This window comes from Actinoplanes sichuanensis (genome assembly GCF_033097365.1).
In the GTDB taxonomy this organism is placed as follows: Bacteria; Actinomycetota; Actinomycetes; order Mycobacteriales; family Micromonosporaceae; genus Actinoplanes; species Actinoplanes sichuanensis.
In genome coordinates this window covers 6844531-6857123 of the sequence record NZ_AP028461.1, presented here as the reverse complement: position 1 = coordinate 6857123, position 12593 = coordinate 6844531, and the positions used below count along the sequence as shown (strand labels likewise).

10 protein-coding genes are annotated in these 12593 nt (G+C 70.4%); 8 read left to right on the top strand and 2 right to left on the bottom strand.

From position 1 onward, the window contains the following. Positions 1 to 64: 64 nt before the first annotated feature. On the bottom strand, positions 65 to 1528 hold the full coding sequence (locus Q0Z83_RS31725; protein ID WP_317786915.1) for a hypothetical protein: 1464 nt from the start codon (positions 1526 to 1528) through the stop codon (positions 65 to 67). A 1082-nt stretch (positions 1529 to 2610) separates the two neighbouring features. On the opposite strand from Q0Z83_RS31725, the gene Q0Z83_RS31720 reads away from it, so the two are divergent. Then, complete coding sequence (locus tag Q0Z83_RS31720; protein WP_317786914.1) at positions 2611 to 3216, top strand: response regulator transcription factor; 606 nt, start codon at positions 2611 to 2613, stop codon at positions 3214 to 3216. A 94-nt stretch (positions 3217 to 3310) separates the two neighbouring features. Continuing rightward, entirely contained in the window at positions 3311 to 3838 is a 528-nt protein-coding gene (locus Q0Z83_RS31715) for a VanZ family protein (protein ID WP_317786913.1), read from the top strand. On the opposite strand, the gene Q0Z83_RS31710 is transcribed toward Q0Z83_RS31715, so the two are convergent. Further along, entirely contained in the window at positions 3744 to 4901 is a 1158-nt protein-coding gene (locus tag Q0Z83_RS31710) for a glycosyltransferase (protein WP_317786912.1), read from the bottom strand. The two genes, Q0Z83_RS31715 and Q0Z83_RS31710, sit on opposite strands and share 95 nt — an antisense overlap. 390 nt (positions 4902 to 5291) lie before the next feature. On the opposite strand from Q0Z83_RS31710, the gene Q0Z83_RS31705 reads away from it, so the two are divergent. The 6 genes from Q0Z83_RS31705 (at position 5292) to Q0Z83_RS31680 (ending at position 12445) form a co-directional block, all read left to right on the top strand. Continuing rightward, positions 5292 to 7247, top strand: coding sequence for a nucleoside-diphosphate sugar epimerase/dehydratase (locus Q0Z83_RS31705; RefSeq protein ID WP_317786911.1), 1956 nt, complete (start codon positions 5292 to 5294; stop codon positions 7245 to 7247). A gap of 80 nt (positions 7248 to 7327) precedes the next feature. After that, positions 7328 to 8584 carry a nucleotide sugar dehydrogenase gene (locus tag Q0Z83_RS31700; RefSeq protein ID WP_317786910.1) on the top strand — a complete coding sequence of 419 codons (1257 nt, stop codon included), beginning with the start codon at positions 7328 to 7330 and terminating at the stop codon, positions 8582 to 8584. Between the two features lie 15 nt (positions 8585 to 8599). Beyond that, the gene (locus tag Q0Z83_RS31695) at positions 8600 to 9253 is read left to right on the top strand and encodes a sugar transferase (protein ID WP_317786909.1); all 654 of its coding nucleotides are present in this window, start codon (positions 8600 to 8602) and stop codon (positions 9251 to 9253) included. After that, positions 9243 to 10289 (top strand): hypothetical protein, encoded by a 1047-nt coding sequence (locus tag Q0Z83_RS31690; RefSeq protein ID WP_317786908.1) that lies wholly within the window; start codon positions 9243 to 9245, stop codon positions 10287 to 10289. Before Q0Z83_RS31695 ends, Q0Z83_RS31690 begins: the two co-directional genes overlap by 11 nt. A gap of 60 nt (positions 10290 to 10349) precedes the next feature. Beyond that, a complete protein-coding gene (locus Q0Z83_RS31685; protein ID WP_317786907.1) occupies positions 10350 to 11561 on the top strand; it encodes a hypothetical protein in 1212 nt (403 codons plus the stop codon). A gap of 104 nt (positions 11562 to 11665) precedes the next feature. Continuing rightward, the gene (locus Q0Z83_RS31680) at positions 11666 to 12445 is read left to right on the top strand and encodes a DUF6193 family natural product biosynthesis protein (protein ID WP_317786906.1); all 780 of its coding nucleotides are present in this window, start codon (positions 11666 to 11668) and stop codon (positions 12443 to 12445) included. Positions 12446 to 12593: the final 148 nt, after the last annotated feature.

The following is a 12593-nucleotide window of genomic DNA, read 5'->3' as shown; positions in this document are numbered from 1 at the left end:
CGCAATCGCGCGCTGTGGCGAAGTCATGAGCGGCGGCCGGTGTCCCAGCCGTCGCGGTCCCGGCTCAGCGGACGACGGCCGCCCGCTTCGGGAGGCGATGATGTCGGCCGCGGCGGCCGGCCCGGTCCTTGCGCGGCCCGGCCAGACCGGTGATGCCGAACGGCGCCGTCGCCGCGAGCCCGGCCCGGTACAGCCCGTGCTCGATCCGGCCCTCCGCAGCCTCGGTGAGCGCCTCACGCAGCGCGCCCTCCGGTTCGATGCCCGGCCCGAGCAGGTCGACGATCACCGACGTGGCTCCCGCCTGATCACCGTGATCGAGCCGGGTGCGCACCTCATCCAGGCATTCCGGTTGCCGGGTGGCGCTGTGGACGGCCCGCAGGCAGGGGAGCGGCGGCCCACCGAAGACCGTCAGCAACTCCTCCCGGCGAAGCTCCTCAGCGTCGTGATCAAGCGGCGTGAGTCGACCGCCGACCAGTCCCAGCCGATGAACCGCCCCACAACACTCGACCAGCCGAACCCGGCTCACGAACCCGGACTCGAGCCCAGCGGCCGGCCCGCCGGGCGCGCGGCCACCGCTCGGCACCGAAGCGACAAGCGATCCATTCGGAGTCTCCGGCCCGCGACCACTCCCGGCCGCCGCCAGCGCCGAAGCGACAAGCGGATGCAGCAGATCCGTGGTGATCATTCCCGCCTGGAGAAGTTCCAGGTCAGGCAACACCCAAGTGGCCGCATGCGGGAGGACCGGCGCACCGTTCCCGCCGCGCACGACGACACCGTCGTCACCGGTGAGGAGCAGCCGCCGCCCGTTCCCGAGCCGAACCGCGACCGCCCCGCCATACCCGTCGGCCTCCCGAAGGATCGCCGCCTCAGCCGGCCAGCGATGCACGGCATACCCGCGCCCATCCGGAACGTCATCGATCCGGCCCGGCCTCGGCCCGTCGCCGGAATCCGCCATCGGCCCCGAAGTAGGCGAGCGCGACGGATCGGCGGGAGCCGGAGCGCCGCAGCGTTCCAGCAGTTCGGAGGCGCGATCAGCCGCCCACAGATGGGGATGCAGGTCGAGTCGGAACCGCCGATCCGGCCGAGGTCGAGGATGCGGACCGATCTCCGGCAGCCCCGGATCCCACAATCCGAGGCTGATCCGCTGCCCGGCCGAAGCCCAGCTCGGTGCCGTCCGCACCACGAGGTGAACGTCGTGCTCACCCACGGAATACCGAACCAGCGACATGCTCAGCCCGGGCCGTAGCAGTCCGTCCGACAGAGTCCGCGGAAGATGCCATCGCAGCAGGTCAGGAGCGATTCGCCGAAGATCACCACGAACGGCGGCCGCGAACTCTCGCCCATACCGGGACGCGATGGCACGCAGATCGAGATCCACGTCGACGTGGGCGGCGGCGCAGGCCCCGGCCCAATCCCCGGCTTCGCGCCGAGCGGTAGCAGTGTCGATCATCAAGGCCGGCACGGCGAACTCCCGCACGCGCCGCCAACTGAGAAGACGGTCCGGCCCGTCCGCGATCAAGGAGCGCATCAGCACTCACCTTGCGCGGACGAGACCCCCGTTCCACAACCGAAGGTATCCATTGCCGGGCAGCGTACATCCTCCTCCCAACCCCGCCAACCCCAAACCAAATGCCGCTTTTGTACGCCCCAAACCCCCACCAACCGCAATTTTCCCGCCCAGTAGATCCCCCGCGACGCCGGCCCGCCGTCAAGGCCGACCAGCGCCCGCCGGGCCGAATGCGTCCCTCACCGCCACCCCCGCACGTCGCCACCCCGCCTCCAGCGAGTCACGGGGTGGGCGACACGCGCCGTCCCCGCACCCCGCAGCGTCGGTGACACGCGGTGCCGTTCCGGACCGCACGTCGCCGTGCGGTGGAGTGTCCGCGACCGCCTCGGCGCGGCCGGGTGCCCCGAGCGAGCCGGTCCGGGTCGGTGGGCGACGGTCTATGGCTGTGGGGTGGTGAGGCTCGCATCAGCCCGGCGGTCGCGGCGCGGTCTCGGCCCGGGGCCGCGTCGCGGGGACCCGGCGGGGCGGCGTGGGTGCGGTCGACGGAGGTGTGGCCCGTACCGAATGGGAAGAATGCGGACCCGGACGTGGTCACCCGCTGGAGGGATTGAGTAATCCTTTTCGGACGCGTGAGCGACTTTCGTTTTCGAATGCGATCATGAATGACCTCGATAACGGTTCGGCCGCGGAGGGGGAATCGTTGTCACTTTCAGGTGATCGGAATGGCGAAATTCGATCGTTTCCCGGTACCTTTAGTCCGGAAATAGTCGGACATCGCACAGGTTTCTCTTCAGTAAACGATCCATGTCCCGGTCATTTCGGCCGCCAGATTCGTTGATCCGGCATACCTGACTCGTTCGATCGGCTATCGGCAGGTGCGCAGAGTGCGCCGGCCCGTTACGTTAAGTATGTGGCTAATGGTGATCTCCATTGGCACGATGCGCCTGTGAACTGGGAGGACGACCGTTTTCCCGGATCAATGGAAGATCTGTCGCCCCGCGGTCCGCCGAATGGACACGAGGCGCTAGAAAGGTATGTGCATCCAGCGTTCTGACAGGTCGACAACCGGCCGGCGCCGGGCGTCCATCGACGAGGGTGGTGTGATGATCCGGGTGGTTGTGGTCAGAGACGAGGGATACTTCGGTGTCCCGGTGCGGGCATTCCTCGAGACCGAACCGGACATGCATTACGTCGACACACTGCCGCTCGGCGGCGATCTCGCGCAGCGGGCCGCGCAGTTGTGGCCGGGCGTCGTGGTGATCGACACGCAGTACATGGTGAGTCAGGTTCTGCCGGTGGCGGATCAGTTGCACACCGCGATTCCGTCCTGTTCGATGCTGCTGCTGTGTGATCCGTCGAAACGGGGCATGCTGCCGCCCCGTCGATGGAACGGCGGTCTGAACTTCCTGATCAAGGACACGTCGCCGGCGATGCTGGCGGACGCGGTGCGCCGGCTGGCCCGGGGCGAGCGGGTGGTGTCGCCGATGCTGCAGGCCGCCTCGCTCAACACCGACCGTGGCCTGAGCACCCGCGAGCTGGAGGTGCTCGGCCTGGCCGCCGAGGGCGAGTCGGTGAAAGAGATCGCCGGTCGTCTCTATCTATCCGGTGGCACGGTCCGCAATTACCTTTCCGCGATCATTTCGAAGACGGGTGCGCGTAACCGGTTGGACGCCATCCGGATCGCGCGCAAGGAGGGCTGGTTGCGTTGAGTGCGGCACCGGCCGGGTAGCGTGGGAACAGATGCTGATCCACCGGCTTGATATTCCCGCGCTGCCCGTTCTTTTGCCCCTGGGCGTCCTTTTGATGGTCGTTTCCCTGGTGGTGCTCCATCGTCGCGGGGAGCTGACTCCGCTGCGCGTGATCGTGTTCTGGCTGGCCGGGTGGTATGCGGTGGCCGTGGTCGGCGCGACGCTGCTGCCGATGAGTCTGGCCTGGGGGCCGGGTGCGGCGCCGCCGGACGTCTCCCGGATCCTGTGGGTGCCGATCCTCGACATGCGTAAGCGTGACTTCGTCCTGAACACGCTGATGACGGTGCCGTTGGCCACCGTGCTGTATGTGGTGTTCGGGGTGCGCGACTGGGGCCGGGTGGTGCGGACCGGTTTCCTGCTGGGCCTGGTGATCGAGCTGACCCAGTTGACCCTGCTGCTGACGCTGAACGGCCTGCGCTGGGCCGACGTGCACGACGTGGTGTCGAACACGTTCGGCGCCGCGTTCGGTTACGTGCTGCTCTGGCGGCTCATGCGTTTCGCACGCTTCCGCCGGGTAGTGGAAAGCTGTGTTTGCGGCCGAATCGTCCGAACCGGCCGCGACGCCCCGGCGACGGCCCGATGACCCGGCGGCGGGTCGGCCCGGCGCACACCCGCTCGTAGAGGCGGCCGACCGCCTCGGCCAGGTGGTCGGCGTCGTACCCGGCGCCCGCTGACCGGGCCGGCAGCCGCCCGCCGCGCCGCTCGGCGAGGCACAGCAGTTCGGCCCGCAGGGTCCGCGGCAGCGACTCGCGGTCCTGGGAGAGCCGGTGGGTGCCGGGGACCGGCGCCCGAGCGGCGGCCCGCTCCTCCAGGGGGACGCACGAGCCGTAGACGGCGGGCAGCCCGGCGGCCACCGCCTCCAGGGTGGCCAGGCCGAACGTGGACTGGTCGGGCGAGGCGAAGACGTCGATGGCGCAGAGCGTCTCGCGCGGGTGGCCGACCGGACCCTCGAACCGGACCCGGCCGGCGACGCCGACTATCTCGGCCAGTCGTTCCAGGTCGGCACGGGCCGGACCGTCGCCCGCCAGCAGCAGCATCGCGTCCGGCACCTCGGCGAGCGCGCGGATCAGCAGATCGAGCCGCTTGTCCGGGGCGAGCCGCCCGACGCTGCCGATGACCGGCCGGCCGGGGTCGATGCCGAGACGGGCTCGGGCGGCGGCCCGCAGGATCGGGTCGAACCGGAACTCGGCCGCGTCGATGGCCGGTGCGATGGTGGCGATCCGCCGGTCCGGTACGCCCCGGGAGCGCAGCCGTTCGGCGACCGCCGGCGACGGCGCGATGGTCACCTGGCCGAGGCGTTCGCTGATCCGGTAGAGGGCGGTGGCCGGGTCGGCCGGGTGGTGCTCGGTGGCGACGATGTTCGGCACGCCGGCCAGCCGGGCGGCGATCCGGCCCTGAATGCAGGCCCGGCGCATGTGGGTGTGCACGAGGTCGTACCGGCCGTCGCGGATGAGCCGCCGTAGTCGCCGGACGGCGGTCGGGTCGTGGTCGCGACCGCTCGCTATCCGATGCACCGGGGAGCTGAGCGGGGCGGTGGCGCCGAGCGTGACGACCTCGCTGTCGTACGGCATCCGGCGCACCAGCAATCGCAACTGGCTCCCGGCTCCACCCGGTTCCAGCGTGCTGATGACGTGCAGCACCCTCATCCTTTTCCCCCGGTCGCATTCTCGACAGAACGCTTGCGACATCCGCCCTGAAGACGCTGCCGGAAAGTGCGTCGCAACGGAAGTCGCAGATGTCATGCCTAAGGTGAGAGCTTCTCGCCGTAGATATGACATCCTCCCCCGAATGGCCATGTCGGGATACCCGTACGTATCCGTGGAAATGCCGATCAAAGGAAAATGAGATTTACTCACGTAGCGTATGACAATTGCTACTGTGAACCGCCCCCCGAAGGCTGCAACGCTAATTTCACTAAAGGGAGTCACGGCGGCATTTCGTGTCCGGAAATGCATTTGCGCCGGCTCGCTTTTCCTTGTTCGCGCGACGACGTTCGGGCGACGAACCGCGGGCCGGCATCGTACGAGGGGGATTCCATGCAGGTACGGCGACGAGCGTCCGGCGACAGCAGCGCCGACGCGACTCCCGGCGACTGGCGCGGCCCGGGTCCACACCCGGCTCCGTGGTACCGCCGAACCCTGCCCGGCCGTGCGGCTCGCGCGGCCGTCGACGCGGTGGCCCTGGGCGCCGCGCTGCTGATCGCGACGCTGCTCCGGCACGACGGACACGTCGGTGAGGTCGACTTCACCGGTCTGGTGGTGCTGTCCGCGTTCGCCGCGGTCGTGCACACCGCGGCCGGCATCAACTTCGGGCTCTACACCGGACGCTGGGCGTACGGCTGCTTCGAGGAGATCGCCGCCCTGGTCCGGGCCGCCGTGGTGACCGTGCCCGTGCTGCTCGTCCTGGACACCCTGCTCGGCCGTCTCGTGCCGCGCTCGGCGATCATCGCGGCCGGCCTGTTCGCGCTGGTCCTGACCGCGGGCGTGCGCTACATGGTCCGCTCGCTGCAGGACAGCCGGCTGCGCCCGTCGCCCGAGCACGGCGGCCGGGTCGTGGTGATGGGCGCCGGTGAGGGTGCCACCCAGGTGATCCGGGCGATGCTGCGCAGCCCGCGCAGCCGGTACGTCCCGGTCGCCCTGCTCGACGACGACCCGGCCAAACGCACGTTCCGGGTGATGGGCGTGCCGGTCGTCGGCACCCGCGACGACATGGCTGAGGTGGTCCGCCGGTTCAAGGCCGACGCCGTGGTGATCGCGATCCCGAGTGCCGGCGCCGACCTGATCCGGGCGCTGACCGAGCTCGCCCAGCCGCTCAACGTGGACCTCAAGGTGGTCCCGCCGGTGGTGGAGCTGTTCGGCCGTACCGTCCGGGTCGAGGATCTCCGTCCGGTCAGTCACGAGGACCTGCTCGGCCGCCGTGAGGTCGGCATCGACCTGGCCGCCGTCGCCGGCTACCTGGAGGGCCGACGGGTGCTGGTCACCGGTGCGGGCGGCTCGATCGGCTCGGAGCTGTGCCGCCAGCTGGCCCGGTTCAACCCGGCGAAGCTGGTGATGCTGGACCGCGACGAGTCGGGGCTGCACGCCGTACAACTGTCGATCGATGGTCGTGGGCAGTTGGACGACCGCAACCTGGTCGTCGCCGACATCCGTGACCAGCAGCGTCTCGACGAGGTGTTCGCCGAGCACAAGCCGCACGTCGTCTTCCACGCCGCGGCCCTCAAGCACCTGCCGCTGCTGGAGATGCACCCGTCCGAGGCGCTCAAGACGAACATCATCGGCACGTACCAGATCCTGCAGACCGCGATGCGCCACAACGTGGAGCGCCTCGTCAACATCTCCACCGACAAGGCCGCGGATCCGTGCAGTGTCCTCGGCTACTCGAAGCGGATCACCGAACGGCTCACCGCGGCCGCCGACGCCGCCGCGACCGGCACCTATTGCAGTGTCCGGTTCGGCAACGTGCTCGGCTCGCGTGGCTCGGTGCTGACCGCGTTCGCCGCCCAGGTCGAGGCCGGTGGCCCGATCACCGTCACCCACCCGGACGTGACCCGCTACTTCATGACCGTGCAGGAGGCGGTGCGACTGGTCATCCAGGCCGGCGCGCTGGAGAGCAAGGGCGAGGTGCTGATCCTCGACATGGGCGAGCCGGTACGCATCGCCGACGTCGCCAAGCGCATCGCCGACGCCGCCGACCAGCACATCCAGATCGTCTACACCGGTCTGCGGCCGGCCGAGAAGCTGGCCGAGGTGCTGCTCGGCCCGAACGAGACCGACCACCGCCCCAACCACCCGCTGATCTCGCAGGCCCCGGTGCCGCCGCTGGACGGCGCGGTGCTGTCGCTGCTCGACCCGTCGTCGCCGCGGGACGACCTGATCGCCGTCCTGCACTGGCTGGCCGACAGCCCCGCCCTGCCCAAGTCGCCGCATCCGGTCTTCGCCGGCAAGCAGCGCCGCCCGGAGTCGGCCACCGTCCCGTTCGGCCCGCATCCATGAGCCGCAGGCACAAGACCGCCCGGAATGTTCGCAAACCCATGAGCAATCCCATGAGCAAACCCATCAAGGAGAAAACTCCCATGCGGGTCGTCATCGCCGGTCAGGGCTACGTGGGGCTGCCGCTCGCGGTCCGCGCCGCCGAGGTCGGGCACACCGTCGTCGGCTTCGACGTCGACGACGAGCGGATCAAACGGCTCGCCGCCGGTGAGTCCTACGTCGACGACGTGTCCTCGTCCGACCTGCAGCGGGTGCTGGCCACCGGCTCGTTCCACCCGTCGTCCGACCCGCGGGCCTGTGCCGGCTTCGACGTCGCGGTGATCGCGGTGCCGACCCCGTTGCGCGACGGCAGCCCGGACCTCACCTACATCGAGGACTCGGCCCGCACCCTGGCCCGCTACCTGCGGCCGGGCGCGACCGTCGCGCTGGAGTCGACCACCTACCCCGGCACCACGTCGGAGTTGGTGGCGCCGCTGCTGGAGGAGGGCTCCGGGCTGATCGCCGGGGTCGACTTCCATCTCGGCTACAGCCCCGAGCGCATCGACCCCGGCAACCGGGAGTGGAACCTGGTCACCACCCCGAAGGTGGTGTCCGGCATCAACCCGGCGTCGCTGGCCATGGTGCAGGCGTTCTACGCGTCGGTGGTGGAGAAGACCGTGCCGGTCTCCGACCCGAAGGTCGCCGAGCTGGCCAAGCTGCTCGAGAACACCTTCCGGCACGTCAACATCGCCCTGGTCAACGAGCTCGCGGTGTACGCCCACGACCTCGGCATCGACGTCTGGGAGGCGATCGGCGCGGCCAGCTCCAAGCCGTTCGGTTACATGCGGTTCGTACCCGGCCCCGGTGTCGGCGGCCACTGCCTGCCGATCGACCCGTCCTACCTGTCGTGGCGGGTGCAGCGGACCCTCGGCCAGAGCTTCCGCTTCGTCGAGCTGGCCAACGACATCAACAACCACATGCCCGACTACGTGGTCCGCCGGTTGGTCGCCGCCCTCAACAAGCGCCGCAAGGCGGTCAACGGGTCGCGGGTCCTGCTGCTCGGCCTGGCCTACAAGAAGAACAGCGGCGACGCCCGCGAGTCGCCGGCCCGCCGGGTCGCGTCGCTGCTGCTGGACATGGGCGCCGAGGTCCGGGCGGCCGACCCACACGTGATCGAGGACGCGCACGTGGACAGCCGGGTCGGGATGGTCGCGCTCACCGCCGACCAGATCGCCGCGGCCGACGCCGTGGTGCTGCTCGCCGACCACGACGACTTCGACCTGGACCTGGTCCTGGAGCACGCGCCCTACGTGCTGGACACCAGGCATCGCCTGACCGGCCCGACCGTCGAGTCGCTGTAGGAGAAAGAGGAGACCGTGCGCCTGATCTGGAATGCCCTCAACCGGCTGACCGCCCTCGGAATGCTCGTCCTGCTCGCCCCGGTGATCCTGGCCGTCGCCGCCTGGATCCGGATCGCCGACGGGAAGGGTGTCCTCTTCGTCCAGGACCGGGCCGGCAAGGACGGCGTCCCGTTCCGGATGCTGAAGTTCCGCTCGATGGTCCACAACTCGGTCGCGATGAGCGCTCAGCTCGGCATCGACGACCCGTTCGGCCTGGTCGAGAACGACCCGCGGATCACCAGGTGTGGGCGGTTCCTGCGGCGGACCAGCCTCGACGAGCTGCCCCAGCTGATCAACGTGGTGTCCGGCCGGATGAACCTGGTCGGCCCCCGCCCGGACGTGCTGCCGCAGGTCGCCCGCTACTCGCCGGAGGACGCCCGCCGGCTCGAGGTGAAACCCGGCATCACCGGCTGGGCCCAGGTCAACGGCCGCGACGACATCGACTGGGCGCAGCGGTTCGTGCTGGACCGCTGGTATGTCGACAACTGGTCACCCGCTCTCGACCTGAAGATCATCTGGCGGACCGCGGTGACCCTGAACCGCGGTGAGCCCCCGGTCCACGTCGACCAGATCAACATCGCCCGCCAGAAGTCGGTCCAGGATGACGCGGAAGTCAGCCGTGCCGCCTGAGATCGGCTCGGAGTTCCACTGGGACCCGGCCGCCCTGCTCGACCCTGAGCGGGGCGGTCTGCCCCGGTGGCTGCCCGCCCGGCGGGAACTGTTCGCCACCGGATGCGGCGCGCTCAGCAGCCTGCTGCGCGCGCTCGCCCCGACCGGACGGCTGCACGTGCCCAGCTACTTCTGCATGGGCGTGGCCGAGTTCCTCAGCGAGCAGATCCCGGTCACCTTCTATCGGCACCTGCCGGACGACGGCCCGCGCTGGGAGACGCTGCGGGCCGCCGACGGCGACGTCGTCCTCGCCCAGAACCTGTTCGGCCGCGAGGAGGGCACCGCCTGGCACAACTGGGCACTCGCCCACCGGAGGGTCACGGTGATCGAGGACCACTCGCACGACCCGTTCAGCGACTGGGCGCGGACCAGCACCGCCGCCTACGCGGTCGCCTCGCTGCGCAAGACCCTGCCCATCCCGGACGGCGGCCTGCTCTGGTCACCGTCCGGGCTCGACCTGCCGCGACCCTCCGGGACCGGGCCGCAGGCAGCCGGGCTGAAACTCGCGGCGATGCTGCTCAAGGCCGCGTGGCGGGACGGGCAGCCGATCCCGCGGGACCGCTTCCGCGCCCTGCAACAGCAGGGCGAACGGCAACTTCTCGGCAGTGCGGCGGAGGCGTCGGCGGTCACCGCGGCGTTGCTGCCGCTTCTGGACATCGAGGGGATACGGTCGTCGTGCGCTCGGAACGCGCAAGAGGTGGCCACGGCGCTGGGGGCCGGTGTGCTGGGCACCGGGGGCTTCCGCGTGCAACTCGTGCTCTCCTCCGAGTCGGAACGGGACGGCCTTCTCTCGTACCTCGCCGAGGTCGGGATCTTCGCCCCGGTGCATTGGCGCCAGAACCGCAACGGCTTCTGGAGCGGCGACGAGGAGGCCGCCGACCTGGCCGACCGGATGCTCACGTTGCCCGTCGACCACCGCTGTACCCAGGCCGATCTCGCGCGCATCGTGGAGTCGATCGAGGGATTCGCTCGCATGGATCTTTCCGGAGCTTTATGATCCGAGAGTGACTTGCCGGTCCACGCAGAGTGATCTTGTCGGGGGTGTGCGATGACCTCCATGAGCTGGTTCGCGCTGGGGATGGCCGTGTTCGGCGCCTTCAGCTACGCGACCGGGTCGATCCTGCAGGCCATCGGCGCCAAACGCAGCCACAGTACGGCCAGCACGCTCGGCCATCCGCTCTACCTGATCGGCATCGTCTTCGACATCGTCGCCTGGATCGGCGCGATCGTCGCCCTCCAGCACCTGGCCGTCTACGTCGTCGAGTCGGTCCTGGCCGGTTCACTGGCCGTCACCGCGGTCGCCGCCTGGCTGTTCCTCGGTTCGCGCCTGCGCCCCCGTGACGTCGCCGCCATCGTCTGCACCACCTGCGCCCTCGGTGTGCTGGCCCTCTCCGCCGGACAGCAGCACGAGATGCTGCCGTCCACCCAGGTCCGCATCGGCCTCGCGTCGGCGCTGGTGCTGCTCTGGGTGCTCGGCTACGGCGCCACCAAGACCGGCCGCCCCGGGCTGATCGCCGTGATCGGCGGCTTCTCCCTCGGCGGCGCCGCCATCTCCGGCCGGGCCCTGCAGTTCCCCGAGGAGGAGATGCGCTCGTTCACCACCGGCGCCGTCGCCGTGGTCACCGAGCCGGTCCTCTGGACGATGATCGCCTTCGCCCTGACCGGCATGTTGCTGTACGCCAGCGCGCTGCAGGGCGGCGAGGTGGGCCGGGTGACCGCCGTCCACTGGACCGGCGAGGTGGTCCTCCCGTCGATCATCGCCCTGACCCTGATCGGCGACACGGTCCGCCCCGGCTGGGAGCTGCCCGCCCTGGCCGCCGGCCTGGTCACGGTGGGTTCCGCGATCGTCTTGGCCTCCGCCCCGGCCGCGGTGGCCCCGGCCGGCGACGACCCGGTCCCGGTTCACCTGCAGGCGGGCGCCGTGGTGGTCCCGCCGCCGCGGGCCGGCGCCCTGCTGCCCGCCGAGGCGTGGCGCCTGTCCATTCCCGCCGAGGCGTATTGGCCGGCGCTGCAACCCCCACTGGTCCGCGGTTACGGTTCGTTCATGTGGTTCGGTTCGGCGACCACGCCCCAGCCACTGTGGATACCGCCCGACCGCACCCTGGCCGCCCCCGACGCCATCCCGGCCTGGGCCGGCCCGCAACTCCCCGAGTCCCGGACCGCCCCGGCCCCCGGCGCCCAGCCCGTTCTGCACCGCCCCCGCCGCCTCGCCACCCCGCGCCACGCGGCCCTGCCCACCTCCCACCACTCCGGCAAGACCGCCGCCTGACCGCCGCCCTCCGGACCCGCCTCCCCAGCCTGACCGCCCACCCGCTGACCGGGCTGGTTCCTGCGTCTCGGGCCGGCCTGGTTCGCTGCGGTTAACGTGGATCGATGCCGTCGAGCCAGTGGGACAATCCGTACTATCCCGACGTGGTCGCCGCTGGAAGCTTCCGGGCCGCCCTGCAGAACGCCTTCGACCAGCTCGGCCTGCGGCTCAAGGCCGAGCATGTGTCGTCTCCCGGCTGGGTCCACACCCACGCGGTCGTCAGCGACGGCGACCGGCACGCATACGTCCACCTGATGTCCGGCGAGCGTGCCTTCGTCGTCGACTTCTGGATGTCGGGGATGCGGATGGCCGAAGGTTCAGCGCCGGACCTCGCCCCCATCGCCGCGGCCGTGGACGTGTACCTGGGCGGTGCCGACCTCCGGCAACTCCACGCCGCCTGGCCGTTCGTGAAGTACCACGGGTTGGCCGAGGCGTTCGAACGCGGCCAGCCCGAGGCGATCGAATTCACCTGGCGCCGCATGCTCACCGATCCACCGCGTCATGACCGGCGCGACGAGCTGCGCGACTTCCTCGTGGCCGCCGCAGAGGAGCCCCGCCTGCGTGCACTTCACCCGTCCACCAGCCATTTCGACCTCGGCCTCCGGAGATTCGTCCGTGCCCCGCAGAACCCGGCGCTGGCCTGGGTGCGCCCGTTCGGCGACGGTCGTTACCTGATCGCCGGCCCGGACCGGCGTCGGCTGTACACCCCGGGCCCGATCCGCCGGACGATATGGGACGAGGAACCGATCCCCGGCGCCCTCGGCCCCGCGCCCGCCCAGGAGAGCGTCACCCTGGTCCTCACCGCCCTGGACCGGAGCGCGCCGCCGGCCGATTCACCGCGATGACGACGGCCCGCCGACCGGTTCGCGAAGGAATGGACCGGTCGGAGTCGACCCCGCCCGGTGTGCCGAGTTGCGGCCGAATCCGCCGGAACCCGCCGGGCGGGCCCGGCCGCGCAGTAGCATCGATGGCACCCGAATGCCATGGTGGTGG